Genomic DNA, 16,435 nt, shown 5'->3' on the forward strand with positions numbered 1-16,435 from the left:
TGACGAGCTCGCCCGCTCAATCCGGTTCTGCCGGGACGGCGCCTGCCGGGTTCTCGCTTTCCGACGGAGGCTGCGATGGGTCCCGACACCGGGCCGGCAGACATGCAGTCCGACGACGAGCCGGCTGACAGCGGGCCGCCGTTGCGCATCGCACTGCTGACCTACCGCGGCCATCCCTGGGTCGGCGGCCAGGGCATCTACGTGCGCCACCTGGCACGTGAGCTGTCAGCCCTCGGCCACAGCGTCGAGGTGTTCAGTGGGCCGCCCTACCCACACCTCGACCCGGGCATCAAGCTGACCGAACTGCCCAGCCTGGACCTGTACCGCATGCCCGACCCGTTCCGGGTGCCCAAGCTGGCCGAGTTCCGCTCGCCCATCGACGTGCTGGAGTGGCTCATCACCTGCACAGCCTCGTTCGCCGAGCCGCTGACGTTCAGCCTGCGAGCGTTCCGGGCACTGCGCAGCCGGCTCGACGACTTCGACCTGGTGCATGACAACCAGTGCCTCGGCTATGGCATCGACTGGCTGCGGCGGGCCGGCGTGCCCACGCTCGGCACGATCCATCATCCGATCACGGTCGACCGGCGGCTCGAGATCGCCCATGCACCGAACCGCGGCAAGCGCCTCGCCATGCGGCGCTTCTACGCCTTCACCCGCATGCAGAACCGGGTGGCGCGGCGCCTCGACCGGATCGTGACCGTGTCCACCAACAGCTTCGACGACATCGTGACCGACCTCGGCGTCGATCCCGCCCGCCTGAGGGTCGTGACGGTGGGCGTCGATCCGGCCCAGTTCCGACCCCTGCCCGACGTAGTGCCGGTGCCGGGCCGGCTCATGACCACTGCCAGCGCCGACGTGGCCATGAAGGGCCTCGCATACCTGCTCGAAGCGCTGGCCAAGCTGCGCACCGAAGACCCCTCGCTGCACCTCGTGGTGATCGGGCGGCCAAAGGACGGCTCGGCGGCGAGCCGGCTCATCGATCGGCTCGACCTGGCCGGCAGCGTCGAGTTCGTGAGCGGCGTGCCCGACGAGCGCATCGTGGAGCTCTACAACGAGGCGCAGCTCGCCGTGGTGCCGTCGCTGTACGAGGGCTTCTCGCTGCCCGCCGTCGAGGCGATGTCCTGCGGGGTGCCGCTGGTGGCGACTACCGGGGGCGCGCTGCCCGAGGTCACCGGCGCCGACGGCGAGACCTGCCTGCAGGTGCCGCCTGGCGACTCGGAGGCGCTTGCGGCACGCATGCGCTGGGCGCTCGCTCAGCCCGATCTGCGTGCCACCGTGGGAGCGGCAGGACGGGCGCGGGTGGCAGCGAACTACTCGTGGGCCGCTACGGCCCGCAAGACCGTCGAGCAATACCGTGCGCTGCTGGCCGGGGCCCCAGCGCGGCCGCCGCGCAGGTCGCCGATCCGGAGGCTGAGTCGGCGCTGATGCTCACTGTCGACTACGAGCGTCTCGGCGCTGTTCGCGGCGACCGGGTGCTGGACCTGGGCTGCGGCGCGGGCCGTCACGCCTTCGAGAGCGCCCGGCGAGGCTGCGTCACCGTGGCGTCTGACCGTGACGCCGACGAGCTGCGCGCCGTCACCGGCATGTTCGCGGCCATGGACGATGCCGGCGAGATCGACTCGCCGGGCGACCAGCAGCTCGGCCACGCGGTCGTGGCCGATGCCACCGCCTTGCCGTACCCCGACGCCAGCTTCGACCGGATCATCGCCGCGGAAGTGCTCGAGCACATCGTCGACGACGAGCGGGCCATCGCCGAGCTGGCACGGGTGCTGCGGCCCGGCGGCACGATCGCGGTGACGGTTCCGGCGCGAGCCGCCGAACGGGTCTGCTGGGCGCTGTCGGCCGACTACCACGCACCCGCGGTGCCCGACGGACACGTGCGCATCTACAGCTCTGGCGAACTGCGGGCGAAGATGGCGGCGGCCGGCCTGTACGTCTCCGACAGTCACGGCGCGCATGGCCTGCACACGCCCTACTGGTGGCTGCGCTGCCTGGTCGGGCCGCGCAATGACCAGCATCCGCTGGTGCGGGCGTACCACCGGCTGCTGGTGTGGGACATGACGGCGGCGACGCCCGTGACGCGCACGCTCGACCGCTTGCTCAACGCGGTGCTGCCGAAGTCGACAGTGCTGTATGCCTACAAAGCCCGGGCTAGTCGGGCGGCCGAGCCGGTCGCCCAACCAGTAGGAGCCGCACATGCAGCCTGAGTTCGCGCCCGCGGAATTCGCCGCGGAATCCGACGTCGGACCGAACGGTCACTCAGGGCTCGCCACGGCACCCGACCGCGGACGTGTCCGCCAAACGCAGGCCGTTGAACAGACCACGCCGCTGCTGACAGGCGCTGAGGTCGCTACCACCGCAGATGCCATCGAGGCGTGCCAGCAGCCCGACGGTCTCATCCTCTGGTTCGACGGCGGGCACGCCGATCCGTGGAATCACGTCGAGGCGGCCATGGCACTCGCGTCGGCAGGGCGTCACCGAGCGGCCGAAAACGCATACGAGTGGCTGCAGGCGAACCAGCACGACGCAGGCAGCTGGCACAACTACTACACCGCACTCGGCATCAAGGATTTCAAGGTCGACACGAACTGCTGTGCCTACGTGTCCGTGGGCGTCTGGCACCACTGGCTCGCCACCGGCGACCGGGGCTTCGTCGAGGCGATGTGGCCGACGGTGGCACGGGCGCTCGACTTCGTGGTGAGCCTGCGCACTGCCAGCGGGCACATCCCCTGGGCGGTGCACGCCAACGGCACGCCGTGGCCATACGCGCTGCTGACGGGTTCGTCGTCGATCGTCCAGTCCCTGCGTTGCGGTCTCGCGCTGGCCGAACTGACCGGTCACGAGCGCCCCGCATGGGCGCGCACCCTGGCCCGCACCGAACACCAGATCCGCCACCGGCCCGACGGCTTTGAGCCCAAGGACCGCTGGGCCATGGACTGGTACTACCCGGTGCTGTGCGGCGCGCTGACGGGCGCGCAGGCCCGGTCTCACCTCGCTGCAGGCGCACCCAAGTTTCTGTTGAGTCAAGGCGTGCGCTGCGTGGCCGACCAGTCCTGGGTGACCGCGGCGGAGACCTGCGAGTGCGCGCTCGCCTACCTGCGGTCCGGCAGCGCCGCCACTGCCCGCCGGCTCGTCGAGGCCACATCTGCGATGCGCAATGACGACGGCAGCTACTACACCGGCTGGGTCGTGCCCAAGTCCCGGACCTTTCCCGACGGCGAGCGCTCCAGCTACACCGCCGCGGCCGTGCTGCTGGCCGCCGACGCGCTCGACCGCCGCAGCAGCGCCGCGGGCGCACTCATCACGACGCCGAGCGGCTGACCGGTCTGGCCGGAGGCCGGATGCCGTGGCCCGACCGGCCCGAACAAAACGCGGACAACCGGCGTCGCGCCGGCCAGCGTCACCGGCTGACGGATCTGCGCAGCACGCGCAGGCTGCCGGCGGCTGCATGTTCAGCGAAGCCGTCGTCGAGGGCCCGCAGCCAGATCTCATAGGGGGGCCGCCCGCCGTCGGCGGGATCCGGGAACACGTCGTGGATGGCCAGCAGCCCACCCGGCATCACTCTCGGCGACCACGCCTCGTAGTCGGCGTGGGCCGGCGCCTCCCCGTGGCCGCCGTCGATGAACACGAGTGCCGCACTCGACCAGTGCGCCGCGACCGTGACCGAGTCGCCCACGATGGCCACGACGGTGTCGTCGAGGCCGGCGTCGATGAGGGTCTGGCGCAGGACCGGCAGCGAGTCCATGCGACCGGTCCGGGCGTCCAGCAGCCCAGGGTCGTGATGCTCCCAGCCGGCCTGCATCTCTTCTGAGCCACGGTGATGGTCGATGGTGAACAGCACGCCGCCAGCGGTTGCGGCAGCAGCACCCAGGTACACCGCCGACTTGCCGCAGTACGAGCCGATCTCCACCAGCGGTCCCAGCGAGGCGACCTCGGCGGCGGCGCGGTACAGCGCCAGGCCTTCGTCGTGGGGCATGAAGCCCTTCACCTGCCGGGCCAGCGCCGCCAGCTCGGGGTTCATCACGCTTCCGGGGCGTCCGCCGCGCGGCGGGCATCGGGACGGCCGCCGGCGGGGACCTCGGGCCGAGCGAACAGCACCCGGTCCAGCAGAATGAACTTCCCGGCCCACAAGACGCCGAAGCCGATGAGGTTTGCCGCCGAGACGGCCACGGTCGACTGCCACCACCGGTCGGCCAGCGCTACCAGCAGCGACGATATGCCGAGCCCGGCGAGGCTGTAGGCCCAGAAGGGCAGGATCTCACCGGTGAGCGAGTGGCGGTCGGTGCGAGACCACACCCAGCGCCGGTTCGCGTAGTAGGCCGGCCCGGCGGCGACGCATACCGCCACCACGTTGGCCGCGACTGCCGGCCACCCCAGCACCGCATAGGCCACCACCAGCACGGCCTGGGTCACCACCACGGTGCCGGCCGACACCGTGCTGTAGCCGACCAGCCGCCCGAAGAACCCCCACCTCATCGCTCGCGCCTCACAACGACGATCTCACTGCGGGGATCTCGGCTGCGCGGATCTCTGGGCGCGAGAGGATCCGGCGAAGTGTTGCAAGCGGAACGAGGCGGTCACTGCTCCGCTGGAGCGTTCGGCCGGTAGAACGCGGCCAGCAGCAACAGCGTGGAGACCAGCCCGCCGGCGATGGCGATCACGAACCAGACCGGCCCGCTCCAGTCGAGGCCAAGCGCGTTGTCAACCGACCAGTCGCCCGGACCGGTCGCCGCCACGGCCGCGGCGGCCACGGCCAGCACGAACACGTACTCCCAGCCCTCACGGATGATGAAGAAGCCATTCTTGCGGTGGCCGACCCACCCGGCGGTGGTCATCACGCCGATGAAGGCCATCGCGCTGAGGGGTGTCAGCAGCCCGAGCGCCAAGCCGATGCCGGCGCCGATCTCGGTGAGGGCAGCCAGGTAGGCGTGGAGCAGTCCCGGGCGCAGCCCTTCGGCGGCGAACCAGTTGCCGACGCCGCGGATGCCGCCGCGGAACTTGGCGATGCCGTGGAGCGCCAGGGTGACGCCCACGATCACTCGCAACACGAACAGACCCAAGTTGATGCTGTCGGGATCCATGGTTCTGGGGCCTCCTCAAGATGGTGCGGCGCGACGCTCGCGCTCAAACCGTACTTACAGGTCGAGTCGGTAGACGTTGGTGCTCCGCTGGTTGAAGCCGAGCCGGGCGTAAAGGCGGTTGGCGGCCTCCCGGTCGGGTCGCGAGGTCAGATCCACCGTGCGGGCGCCTGCCTGCCGGGCGATCTCGATGGCCCGCCGGTTGAGCGCAGCACCAATGCCGCGGCCCCGCGCCGACTCGTCCACCACAACGTCCTCGATCCAAGCCCGCAAACCGCTGGCCAGCGGGAAGAGCACGAGGATCATCGCGCCCAAAATCTCCCCGGCGCCGTCTCGCGCGATGAGCACCGTGTTCGCCGGATGACCGACGATGCGCTCCAGCGCCGCGGCATCAGGCGGCGGCGAGCTGGACAGCTGCGGGTGCAACCGCGCGAACGCCCCCACCAACGCATCGTCGACAACGTCGCACACCTCAATGCGAACACCAGCGTCCGAGCCAGCCGCCGACGTGCCAGGTTCCGCCACGATGAGCATCGTACGACTACGGAACTTGCCGAAGGCATGGGCCTCGGGGCACAGACGTCATAGCTGTGGAGGCGGCAGGAGACTCTGCGACGTTGCGACCTGCTGGATCGCTGGTCGCTGAGGCTGCTGCCGCCTCCGCAGCGGGCGCGCCGCACAGGGTCGGCTCACAACAGGGTGCCGCTAGCCTCGCCGACGTGGGCCATCTTGAGTGGTTGGAGCGACCCGAACCCGGCAAGGACACCATCCTCATTGCAGCGTTCTCGGGCTGGAACGACGCCGGCGATGCAGCCACCGAATCCGCCAAGTACCTGCGCCGACGCTTCCGCTGCCACCCGGTGGCCCACATCGACCCCGAGTACTTCTACGACTTCGCCTCGGTGCGGCCCAGCGTGCAGGTTGTCGAGGGCGAGCGGAAGATCGACTGGCCCACGCCCGATGTGCGCATCGGCGAGGTCGACAACGGCCGGCCGGTGGTGACCGTGCTGGGCGTGGAGCCCCGGTTGCGCTGGCGCACCTTCTGCGACGTGATCATCGAGATGGCCGAATCGCTGGGTGTCTCCACGGTGGTCACGCTGGGCGCGCTGCTCACCGACACACACCACAACGCACCGGTCAACGTGGTGGGCGCCTCCAACAACACCGCCCTCAACCTGAACATGGGCCTGCGCCAGTCCACCTACGAGGGTCCCACCGGGATCATCGGCGTGCTGAACGACGCCTGCCACCGGGCCGGCTTCGACAGCGTGTCGTTCTGGGCCACCGTGCCCACCTACGTGCACAACTACCCGTCGCCGAAAGCCGCCCTGGCGCTCGCCGAGCGGGTGGGGCAGTTCCTGGGCGTGACGTTGGGCGAATCGGAGCTGCACAGCGCCGCCGCCAACTACGGCCGCCAGATCGACGAGCTGGTTGCCGGCGACGACACGCTGGCCCAGTACGCGCAGCAGATCCTCGAGGAGTCGGCCGCCGAAGCCGTGGAGGACTTCAGCGAGATGGTCGAGAACCCCGACGGCCTCATCGACGAGCTGGAGCAGTTCCTGCGTCAGCAGGAACCAGACTGATCAGCAGCGCTAGGCGAGGGCGTGGCGCAGGGCCAGCTCTACTTCTCGCTGGTGCGCCTCGTCGATGACCGGCCCGTCGGGGCCGACCACGTAGAACGAGTCGACCACTTCGTTCGCCAGCGTCTGGATCTTGGCCGAGCGGATGTCGAGGCCCATCTCGGCCAGCACCCGGGTGACCTTGTAGAGCACGCCGATGTGGTCCTCGGTGCGGACCTCCACGATCGTGGCCCCGGTGGCCGATCCGGCATCGAACGTGATGCTCGTGGCGGCCCGGGTCGCCGACAGCGCCCGGCGGCGCCGGTACACCCGCGCTCGCTCGGCAATACGCGCCTCCAGCGCCAGGTGCCCTCGCAACGATCGACGCACGTCGAAGGTGACCCGGTCCCAGTCCACCGGCGTGTCGGGCGGCACGATCCGGAACGACGACACCGCCATGCCCGCCGGGCTCGAATAGGCGTCGGCCTGCAGCACGTCGAGCCCCCGCAGCGCCAGCACACCGGCTGCTCGGCTGAACAGGCCCCGCTCGTCGGGCGCCACCACGGTCAGCACATCGTCGTCCACTCGCAGCGCCGTGTCGCCCGCCGCCATCAGCTCCACGACCTCTTCGGTAAGCAGGCGGCGGTGGCCCGGCGATGCCTGGTCCGCGCCGCTCATGTGCTCGGTGGTCATCTCGACCAGGGCGGTCACCAAGTTCGACGTCCACTCCCCCCATGCCATGGGACCGGTGGCCAGGCAGTCGGCTTCGGTCATCACGGCCAGCAGTTCCAGGAACTCCGGCGTCTCGGCGGCCCGGGCGACCGTGGCCACGGTCAGCGGGTCGTCGAGGTCGCGCCGGGTCGCGACGTCGGTCAGCAGCAGGTGGTGCTGCACGAGGCGCACCAGCGTGTCGGCGTCGACGGCGCTCCAGCCGCAACGGCGGGCGATGGGACCGGCCAGCCGCATGCCGGCCTGCGTGTGATCGCCGGGATAGCCCTTGCCGATGTCATGCAGCAGCGCACCCATCACCAGCAGGTCGGGGCGTGCCACGCGGTGGGTGAAGCGGGCCGCCTCGGCGACGGCCTCGAGCAGGTGCCGGTCCACCGTGAAGCGGTGGTAGCGGGAGCGCTGGGGGCGATTGCGGTTGGGCGCCCACTCGGGCAGCACCCGCGTCCACACGTCGAAGTAGTCGAGCGTCTCGATGACGTCGATGGCCTTGTGCCCGCAGCTCAGCAGCTCGACGAAGAGCGCTCGTGCTCCGTGGGGCCACGGGTCCGGGAAGTGCGCCTGCCGCTCGGCCAGCTTGTCGAGGCTGGCCCGGCTGATCGGCATTGCGCTGCGGGCCGACTGCACCGCTGCGTGCAGTACCAGCACGACATCGGTGGCGGGGTCGCCGTCGATCACCAGCTCGCCGTCGCGCGCCGACAGCCCGGCGATGTCGACCTCGGGGGCCGCGAGCTCAGCGTGCTGGCGGGCGACGCTCGACCACAGCTGGTCCGACAGGAAGGCGATGATGCGCCCGGCCTGTGCGATCTCGGCCACGAACGCATCGGCGTCGATGGCGCCTGATCGCTCGGCCACGGCATCCTGGTCGTCGGCCGACAGCACGTCGCTGCGCAGGCCGGTGGTGCGATGCAGCTCCACGCGTGCCCGCAGCAGCGTCTGGTAGGCCTCGGCGAGACGTTCGCTGTCGGCGGCTGGGAGTTCGGCACCCGCCAACCGCGCCCAGCGGATCGCGTGCGCGTCGCGCAGCCCGCCGCGGCCGGTCTTCAGATCGGGTTCCAGCAGGAATGCCACCTCGCCGCTCTGGCTGTGCCGGCGGCTCACCGCGCGCTGCAGCTCGTCGAGCCGCCCCGATGCGTTGTCACGCCAGTCGGCCGTCACTCCCTCGATGAGCCGTTCGGTCAGGCCTTCGTCGCCGGCGAGGTGGCGGGCATCGACCAGCGCCGTTGCCGTGTCGATGTCCGAGGCTGCCAAGTCGAGCGTGTCGGACAGCGAGCGCACGGCATGGCCCAGCTTCAGCTTCTCGTCCCAGATCGGGTACCACAGGCGGTCGGCCAGGTTGCCGCCATGCGAGCTGTCCCCGAGTGCACCGTGGCCCTCCAGCAGCGACTCGCGGCCGTCGTGCAGCAGGAGCAGGTCGATGTCGCTGCCGGGGCACAGCTCGCCGCGGCCGTAACCGCCGACGGCCACGAGCGCCACGCCCGTGCCGACCCCATTCGCACTGTCCCCCGGCGCGCTCGCCAGCCCGCACTCTGCAGCTTCCGTTTCGAAGCGCTCGGCCAGCCACGCGTCGGTCAGCGCGGACAGCGCCGCCGGCAGCTCGGCTGCGTCAGCGGTCCGGACCAGGGCAGCCCGCCGCTCGCCGAAGGCCGTCATCGTTGCCCCTCTGCTGTGTGATCGCGCCTCGCAGGCTCGGCTGCGTCATCGGGCCTCGCAGGCTCGGCCGTGCGCCGACGCTGCAGCACTTCGAATGCCTTCGCTGCGCCCCAGGCGATACCGATCGGGCCGAGATCGGGGTCGATGTCGGCGAACGAAGCCGGGGTGAGTCCGTAGGGATCGTCAGGGAAACGGGAAGCATCGAAATCGTCACGCTCGGGTGCCGGCACGCCGCCGTCGACCAGCACCTCGGTCGGGAATCGCACGGCGCTGCGCAGCACACTCAGGGGCGTGGTCTGCTGCTCGTCGACATCGGTCTCAAGCAGCTCGCGTAGCGGCGGGCCGATCTCAGCGACGCACTGCAGCCCCGCTGCGCGCACCGGCACGCTGAGTTCCTGCGCAGTCACGCCCGCACGCTCGCACGCCCAAGCCACGCATCGCGCCACCCACCCGGGCAGCGCAGCGATCGCCCCATCCGCAAGCAGCGTCGCGGCCTCCTCCACCGATGCCGGCACCGGCGCGGCAGCACCTTCACCGCACTGCCTGCTGGCTTCGTCCGCCGAACCAGGCACCGGAGGGACGGGCGACGGCGGTGCGTCGGCGTCGGTCGCGATCATCGATCGGTCCCGGAGAGGCCGGCGCTCATTGGTGGGCCTCTTGGGCGGCGGCAGGTACCACGCAGTTGCCGTCGGCGAGGGCGCCGTTGAGATTGCCCGAGCGGAAGCCTTCTAGATCGAGCGTGACGTATCGGTAGCCGACACCGCTGATCGCCTCCACGATCGCTTCTCGCCGCTGGATCGCTTCGGCCAGGTCGTCGAGCGGCAGCTCAATGCGCGCTGTGTCGCCGTAGTCGCGTACCCGTAGCTGGCCGAAGCCGAGCCGGCGCAGCGCCGCTTCGGCCCGATCCAGCCGTGCCAGCAACGGCACCGTCACCTGCGTGCCATAGGGCACCCGCGAGGCCAGGCACGCGGCTGCCGGCTTGTCCCACGTGCGCAAGCCGAGCTCGGCGCTGAGCCGCCGGACATCGGCCTTGGTGAAGCCCGCCTCCACCAGCGGGAAGCGGGCGCCCCGGTCGCGTGCAGCGTGCTGACCGGGCCGGTGATCGCCGAGGTCGTCGAGGTTCACGCCGAGCACCACCGTCGCGCCCCGCACCGCCACCAAAGGCTCGAGCTGGTCCATGAGGGCCGATTTGCAGTGGAAACAGCGGTCTGCATCGTTGACTCGGTACGCGGCGCGTGTCATCTCGTCGGTCTCGACGGTCTGCCACGAGAGTCCCCACTCGGCCGCCAGGGCCGCGCAGTCGGCCTCCTCGTCGGTCGCGAGGCTCGGCGAGACGGCCGTCACGCAGAGCGCATCGTCGCCGAGCACGTCGTTGGCCGCCCAGGCCACCAGCGACGAATCGACACCGCCGCTGAATGCCACCACCACCGGCCCCGACTGTTCGAAGAAACCGCTGAGCCGCTTGATCGACTCGTGGGCGGGCTCAGCGCCGGGCATCTCGCCGCTCCCGTTCTTGCCCTCGCCCAACGTCATCAGTGCGGCGCCGGGCGGCTCAGAGCCGGTCGGCCGGGATGGCGTAGAACATCTCGGCGCCGCCGGTGACCGCGGGCACCAGCCCGCGAGCCGACGGCAGGATCTGGTCGGCATAGAAGCGAGCGGTGGCGACCTTGTCGGCCAAGAACTGGGGCGACGCGGCACCGTCGGCCGTCGCTGTGCCGCCGTCGCGGGCATCAACGACAGTCAAGCCCTGGTCTGCCAGCAGCCCGGCGGCCGCCTCCGCGCTGCGGCCCAGCAGCCAACCGCCGACCACAACGCCGGCGAGCCGCATGAACGGCGACGAACCAGCAGCCACGTCATTCGGCGCCGTCGAGAGCTGACCGCCCAGCCACATCGCCGCGTCGCCCATCGCCGCCACGCCATCGCCCAGCGCAGCGCCGATCGCAGCCAGATCGGCATCGTCACTGGCGGCCAAAGCCCCCGCCGTCGCGCCCATCTCGCCGATGAGGCGGGCCATGGCCTCGCCGCCGCCGAGCGGCAGCTTGCGGAAGGCCAGGTCCGCCGCCTGGATGCCGTTGGTGCCCTCGTAGATCGGGGCGATCCGGCTGTCGCGCCAGTGCTGCGCTGCACCGGTTTCCTCCACGTAACCCATGCCGCCGTGCACCTGCACCCCGAGCGAGGTCATCTCGACGCCGAGATCGGTGCCCCAGCCTTTGCTGATCGGCGTCAGGATCGCGGTGAGCTCGTCGGCCCGCTCGCGCTCGTCGGGATCGGTCGCCACGATGGAGCGGTCGATCGCCGCCGCGTTCAGGTACATCACGCAGCGCATGGCCTCGGCGTTCGCGCGCATGGTCAGCAGCATCCGCCGCACGTCGGCGTGATCCACGATCGGCGACGACTCGCCCGGCGGCAGCTCAGCGCCGATCGCCCGCCCCTGCTTGCGGGTCAGCGCGTACTCCCGCGCCTGCTGGTACGCCCGCTCGGTCAGCGACAGCCCCTGCAGGCCCACCGACAGCCGGGCGTTGTTCATCATCGTGAACATGGCGCGCATGCCGCCGTGCTCGGGGCCCACGAGATAGCCGACGGCGCCGCCCTCGTCGCCGTAGGACATCACGCACGTCGGGCTGGCGTGGATGCCGATCTTGTGCTCGGTGGACACCGCCCGCAGGTCGTTGCGGGGCCCCAGCGAGCCGTCGGGGTTCACCAAGAACTTGGGCACCAGGAACAGGCTGATGCCGCGGGTGCCCGGGGGCGAGTCGGGCGTGCGTGCCAGCACGAGGTGCACGATGTTGTCGGCCAGCTCGTGCTCGCCGTAGGTGATGAAGATCTTCGTGCCGGTAATGAGGTAGCTGCCGTCGTCCTGCGGGATCGCACGGCTGGTGAGGGCGCCCACGTCAGAGCCGGCGTGCGGCTCGGTCAGATTCATCGTGCCCGACCACTCGCCGCTGATCATCTTGGGCAGGAACGTCTGCTGCAGCGTTTCGTCGGCGTGGTGGGTGAGGGCGTCGATGGCGCCCTGGGTCAGCAGCGGGCACAGGCTGAACGCCATGCTGGCCGACGTCAGCATCTCCTGGACGGCCAATCCGACGCACCACGGCATCCCGCCGCCGCCGAAGTCGTCGTCGAAGGCCATGCCATTCCAGCCGGCGTCGACGAACTTGCGGTACGCATCTGCGAAGCCGTCGGGATGGGTGATCACGCCGTCGTCGAAGTCGAGCCCCTGCTGGTCGCCCGGCACATTCAGCGGGGCCACCTCGGCAGACATGAAGCGGCCGGCTTCGTCGAGGAGCGCGCTCGCGGTCTCCAGGTCGGCGTGCGCGAACCGTTCGTGCCCGGCCAGATCCTCCAGATCGGCCACATGCTCAAGCACGAACAGCATGTCGTCGACGGGGGCGGAGTACTCAGACATCGCAACCTCGCAGAGTGGTCTCGCCGGGCAGCCCGAGCAGGGCCCGGATGTGCTGGCCAACAGACTACGACTCGCGCCTAACAGGCTTCTGCGAGACAGGGCAACTGCCCTTCAGGGGTCAGGCGATCCGATGCCATCGAGCTCGCGGCCTCAATCGAACCGGCTAGAAGATGGACCGTCTTCCACCATTCGGGTGTAGCGAAATCCCGCCCGTCGATGTAGCACTTGCACAACACCAGAATGATGCTGACGCCGGGCCTCGCAGCGAGATCGCACTACCTGAGCTTGCTACCCAAAGCCGAGCTGCGCGGGTTGCACAGATCGAATTGCAGGCTGAACCAGCGAGTGCGGCAGATACTCTGCGAACGTGGGGCCGAACGGGTATACCGACGACGAACTCGCGGCCATGATGACCGACCCCGAGTCGGACCTCGTCGAACGTAAGCAGTCGTTGTCAGGCAATGCAACCGAAAAGGTGAGCAGGAGCATCTGCGCCTTCGCCAATGATCTTCCGAATCACGGAACGCCCGGCGTGATTCTGATCGGGGTCACCGACGATGGGCGATGCGCCGGCTTGAGCGTCGACGACCAGCTCCTTAAGCGTCTCGCGGACCTGCGCGACGACGGGCGGACGCTGCCGCTCCCGTCGATGGACGTGCAGCGTCGAACGCCTAATGGCTGCGAAGTCGCGGTCGTAACGGTCCAGCCTGCTGCCGAGCCGCCAGTCCGATTCGAGGGCCGTGTCTGGGTGCGCGTGGGTCCGACGGTTCGACTCGCGTCGCCAGGCGATGAACGCCGCCTCGCAGAGCGGCGGCGCTCAAGCGACACTCCATTCGATTTGCGGGCTTCGCTCAACGCACACATTGACGATCTCGACCTTGACCAAATTGAGCGCCAGTATCTACCGAGAGCGATCTCATCCGATGTGCTGGACGAGAATCAGCGCACGCTGAGCGAACAGCTGCACTCGCTTCGGCTCAGTGACGGCGAGCATCCGACTAACGGCGCCTTGATCGCTTTCGCCCGCGACCCGCAGCGATGGTCGCCAGGCGCATATGTTCAATTTGTCCGATTCGATGGTGATGAAATCACGGACCCAATACTGAGCCAGTCAGTCCTCTCCGGTTCGCTCGCCGATGTTCTCTCGTCCGTGAGCACGATCATCGAACTCAACATTCAAACCCGCATGGAAATCGCTTCATCGGCCCGCGACCAGCGCTTTCCGGACTATCCCGTGGAAGCACTGCGGCAATTCGCCTACAACGCCGTCATGCACCGGAACTATGACGGTACCCACGCGCCGATCCGCCTGTATTGGTACCGGAACAGCGTCGCAATCGAGAGTCCGGGAGGTCTCTTCGGCACCGTCACTGCGGAGAACATCGGCGGTGGATCCACCGACTACCGCAACAGGTTGATCGCAGAGACGATGCACCATCTGGGGTTCGCGCAGCGCTTCGGCTACGGCATTCCGGCCGCCAAACGGACGCTGGAGGCGAATGGAAACCCGGCACCAGAATTCAACATTGAACCAGACCGGGTGATCGTCACGACAAGGCCTGCAACATGACCACAGTTGCGTTCTTCAACAACAAGGGCGGCGTTGGCAAAACATCGCTCGTGTACCACCTCGCATGGATGTACGCGGACTTGGGCGTCACAGTCGTAGCGGCCGATCTCGACCCGCAGGCGAACCTCACGAGCATGTTCCTTGACGAATGGGAGATGGACGATCTCTGGTCGCCGTCGCCACCGAGGGAAACGGTTCACGGTGCCTTGCTGCCGCTGCTGGAGGGCATCAGCGACATCAGCACCCCCGCAACACTCATGCCGCGCCCAGGCCTGAGCCTCGTGCCTGGCGACCTCTCACTATCAGTAGCCGAAGACGAATTCTCTGGTCAGTGGCCCCTGTGCCTGGACCGCAATGTGCGGGCCTTTCGAGTGATCTCGGCGCTTAGCCGCATCCTGCAACAAGCCCGCGAGGAGGCAGAGGCAGAACTCGTCCTCGTCGATGTCGGGCCCAACCTCGGCGCCATCAACCGAGCTGCCCTCATCGCGGCGGACTTCGTCGTCGTCCCGCTGGCACCCGACCTGTTCTCGCTTCAAGGCCTCCACAACCTAGGACCCACGCTGGCGACCTGGAGACACGGTTGGGAGCAGCGTCTGGAGCAAGCGCGCATGACCGAAGGGCTCAAGGCGCTGGAGCTTCCCGCGGGACGAATGAAACCAATTGGCTATGTGGTGCAACAGCACGCGGTTCGTCTGGACCGACCGGTCAAGGCATATGCGCGATGGATGGATGCCATCCCAGGTGAATACCGTTCAGCGGTCCTGAAGAAACCGGGCGGTCGAAACAAACAAGTCGAGTATGACAAGCACTGCCTCGGGTTGCTCAAGAACTACAGAAGTCTCATGCCGTATGCCCAGGATGCTCGCAAGCCCATGTTCTTCTTGAAGGCTGCCGACGGTGCTGTAGGCGGTCATGTGAATGCGGTCCGCGATTGCTACTACGACTACCGAGACCTGGCCTGTGCCATCGCAGACCGAATCGGAGTCCCCTGCCCACAACTGGACTAAGCAGTTCCGTTGACATTCGCCGCACTGTCGGTGCGTCGGGATCGCTCGTTGAGCTAGTGCTGCGGTTCGGGTCGTCCGAGGGTTGGCAGCAGGGCGCTAAGCGCCGCCGCATATCCGAGCGGAATAGTGACGGCATTGCCGATCCACTTCGACAGCTGCGCGCTCGTAGCAGGGTTGCCCGCAGTTGGCTCAAAGCAGTACACGTCCGGAAAGCCCTGCAGCCGCGCCGCTTCTGCGTGGCTGATCGTGCGTGGCAGGGTGGGATGAACGAAGCGGCCTCTTCCGGGCGTGGTGTACCCGGTGGTGATGGTGGGCGAAGGTCGGTCGGCGTGCATCCGGCCATAGGAGGCCCCGTACGTCGTTCCGTCACGATGTGACTCGGGGCGTTCGGTGAGCGCGAGATCATGGGCGTCGTTGTCAAACAGCCAGGCGATGCGCTCTCGGTTTGTACCGCTGATTTCTGGCAGTTCGTGCAAGCGCGCGTCGCCCGACATCGCTTGGTCGTCGCCGATGGCCCACATCACTGACCGGCCATGCGGGTCACGCAGCGCCGCGGCGACATCAGCGAGCGGCAGCGGCCCGCTCTCGCATCCGTCCACCGGCATACGGGCAATCAGGAAATGTCGCTTACGCGTCTGGGGCCAGCCCATGTCGTCGGCTGCGAGCACCCCATCGGTGACTCCGTACCCGTGCGCCTCAAGCAACGTACGCGCGCTGTCAACCACACGATCCCTGTCGTGAATCACTGAAGTGACATTCTCAATAACGACTGCCCGCGCTCGGCAAGCCAGCGCAAATGCCACCGCGCAGAGGTACAGATGGTTCCGTCGGTCGCTGCGCCGAGTGTGGTTGTTCAGATTGGAATGCCCTTGGCATGGCGGCCCTGCGACTACCAGATCCACTCCTGCAGAGCACTGCGCTACATCATCATCCAGCAGTTCCGGCGCATAAACGAAGGTCGCAGATTCGCCTTCTCCCCGTACGCGGTAGTCGACGAGGGCTTGTACCGATTCGTCAACAAGCCGTCTAGCGCGATGGTTGCGAGCGAAGACGGCCAGAGCATCGGCATCGGCATCGGCGGCCAGTTCGCATCGAATCTGCTGTCCCAATTCAGCCCCGGCGAGTGCCACCCCGGCCGTCAGCCCGCCGACACCGCAGAACAGATCAACGGTTCGAATCCGGCCCAGATCCTTGGAGCACACATCATCCCGATGCGCCGAGTGCAAGTGAGGTTCCTTGACAGAGGCCATCGGCGGTGAGGCATCTTCGCCTCGGCCGCCATTCGACGCAGACGGGCTTACTCCAGCCAGTACTGCCTTCCACCACGCGCCTTGCGGGTCACTGTGCGCCTCACGCCCGATGACATGGGCGGACTCGCTGCCGAAAATGGCCCCGGCACTCAGGTCTATCTCTGATTCCAGCCGCATGCCACCGAC

Annotated in this window: 15 protein-coding genes; 6 read left to right on the forward strand and 9 right to left on the reverse strand. The window is 68.5% G+C overall.

The genetic code is table 11. The features are described from left to right. Positions 1-75: 75 nt before the first annotated feature. The 3 genes from ACOQPE_RS03480 to ACOQPE_RS03490 are packed head-to-tail and all read left to right on the forward strand — an operon-like array spanning position 76 to position 3,321. Positions 76-1,425, forward strand: a complete 1,350-nt coding sequence (locus ACOQPE_RS03480) for a glycosyltransferase family 4 protein (RefSeq protein ID WP_420610525.1) — start codon at positions 76-78, stop codon at positions 1,423-1,425. Then, the gene (locus ACOQPE_RS03485) at positions 1,425-2,207 is read left to right on the forward strand and encodes a class I SAM-dependent methyltransferase (RefSeq protein ID WP_420610526.1); all 783 of its coding nucleotides are present in this window, start codon (positions 1,425-1,427) and stop codon (positions 2,205-2,207) included. Before ACOQPE_RS03480 ends, ACOQPE_RS03485 begins: the two co-directional genes overlap by 1 nt. Then, positions 2,197-3,321 (forward strand): prenyltransferase, encoded by a 1,125-nt coding sequence (locus ACOQPE_RS03490; protein WP_420610527.1) that lies wholly within the window; start codon positions 2,197-2,199, stop codon positions 3,319-3,321. Before ACOQPE_RS03485 ends, ACOQPE_RS03490 begins: the two co-directional genes overlap by 11 nt. 79 nt (positions 3,322-3,400) lie before the next feature. Here the strand turns inward: ACOQPE_RS03490 and ACOQPE_RS03495 are convergent, their stop codons facing one another. The 4 genes from ACOQPE_RS03495 to ACOQPE_RS03510 all read right to left on the reverse strand — a co-directional run bounded on the left by ACOQPE_RS03495 (position 3,401) and on the right by ACOQPE_RS03510 (position 5,603). Continuing rightward, positions 3,401-4,021: a class I SAM-dependent methyltransferase gene (locus ACOQPE_RS03495; RefSeq protein ID WP_420610528.1), complete on the reverse strand. Its 621-nt coding sequence runs from the start codon at positions 4,019-4,021 to the stop codon at positions 3,401-3,403. Beyond that, positions 4,021-4,476: a GtrA family protein gene (locus tag ACOQPE_RS03500; RefSeq protein WP_420610529.1), complete on the reverse strand. Its 456-nt coding sequence runs from the start codon at positions 4,474-4,476 to the stop codon at positions 4,021-4,023. The genes ACOQPE_RS03495 and ACOQPE_RS03500 overlap by 1 nt, the downstream gene beginning before the upstream one ends. A gap of 101 nt (positions 4,477-4,577) precedes the next feature. Further along, complete coding sequence (locus ACOQPE_RS03505) at positions 4,578-5,081, reverse strand: DoxX family protein (RefSeq protein WP_420610530.1); 504 nt, start codon at positions 5,079-5,081, stop codon at positions 4,578-4,580. 54 nt (positions 5,082-5,135) lie between these two features. Beyond that, positions 5,136-5,603 (reverse strand): GNAT family N-acetyltransferase, encoded by a 468-nt coding sequence (locus tag ACOQPE_RS03510; protein WP_420610531.1) that lies wholly within the window; start codon positions 5,601-5,603, stop codon positions 5,136-5,138. A 194-nt stretch (positions 5,604-5,797) separates the two neighbouring features. Between ACOQPE_RS03510 and ACOQPE_RS03515 the strand changes: the two genes are divergently transcribed. Next, complete coding sequence (locus ACOQPE_RS03515) at positions 5,798-6,661, forward strand: PAC2 family protein (protein WP_420610532.1); 864 nt, start codon at positions 5,798-5,800, stop codon at positions 6,659-6,661. Positions 6,662-6,670: 9 nt separating this feature from the next. On the opposite strand, the gene ACOQPE_RS03520 is transcribed toward ACOQPE_RS03515, so the two are convergent. From ACOQPE_RS03520 to ACOQPE_RS03535, 4 genes are read right to left on the reverse strand one after another with little or no spacing between them, the layout of a single operon-like run. Next, complete coding sequence (locus tag ACOQPE_RS03520; RefSeq protein WP_420610533.1) at positions 6,671-9,016, reverse strand: [protein-PII] uridylyltransferase; 2,346 nt, start codon at positions 9,014-9,016, stop codon at positions 6,671-6,673. Further along, on the reverse strand, positions 9,013-9,633 hold the full coding sequence (locus ACOQPE_RS03525; RefSeq protein WP_420610534.1) for a hypothetical protein: 621 nt from the start codon (positions 9,631-9,633) through the stop codon (positions 9,013-9,015). The genes ACOQPE_RS03520 and ACOQPE_RS03525 overlap by 4 nt, the downstream gene beginning before the upstream one ends. 25 nt (positions 9,634-9,658) lie before the next feature. Continuing rightward, positions 9,659-10,549: an ATP-dependent sacrificial sulfur transferase LarE gene (larE, locus tag ACOQPE_RS03530; RefSeq protein WP_420610535.1), complete on the reverse strand. Its 891-nt coding sequence runs from the start codon at positions 10,547-10,549 to the stop codon at positions 9,659-9,661. 19 nt (positions 10,550-10,568) lie between these two features. Next, positions 10,569-12,422 (reverse strand): acyl-CoA dehydrogenase, encoded by a 1,854-nt coding sequence (locus ACOQPE_RS03535; protein ID WP_420610536.1) that lies wholly within the window; start codon positions 12,420-12,422, stop codon positions 10,569-10,571. 367 nt (positions 12,423-12,789) lie between these two features. On the opposite strand from ACOQPE_RS03535, the gene ACOQPE_RS03540 reads away from it, so the two are divergent. After that, complete coding sequence (locus tag ACOQPE_RS03540) at positions 12,790-13,992, forward strand: RNA-binding domain-containing protein (RefSeq protein WP_420610537.1); 1,203 nt, start codon at positions 12,790-12,792, stop codon at positions 13,990-13,992. Further along, complete coding sequence (locus tag ACOQPE_RS03545) at positions 13,989-14,999, forward strand: ParA family protein (protein ID WP_420610538.1); 1,011 nt, start codon at positions 13,989-13,991, stop codon at positions 14,997-14,999. Before ACOQPE_RS03540 ends, ACOQPE_RS03545 begins: the two co-directional genes overlap by 4 nt. Positions 15,000-15,052: 53 nt before the next feature. Here the strand turns inward: ACOQPE_RS03545 and ACOQPE_RS03550 are convergent, their stop codons facing one another. Then, a complete protein-coding gene (locus ACOQPE_RS03550; RefSeq protein ID WP_420610539.1) occupies positions 15,053-16,426 on the reverse strand; it encodes a DNA cytosine methyltransferase in 1,374 nt (457 codons plus the stop codon). Between the last annotated feature and the right edge of the window lie 9 nt (positions 16,427-16,435).

The organism is Candidatus Poriferisodalis sp. (assembly GCF_965219595.1).
Classification (GTDB): domain Bacteria; phylum Actinomycetota; class Acidimicrobiia; order Acidimicrobiales; family Poriferisodalaceae; genus Poriferisodalis.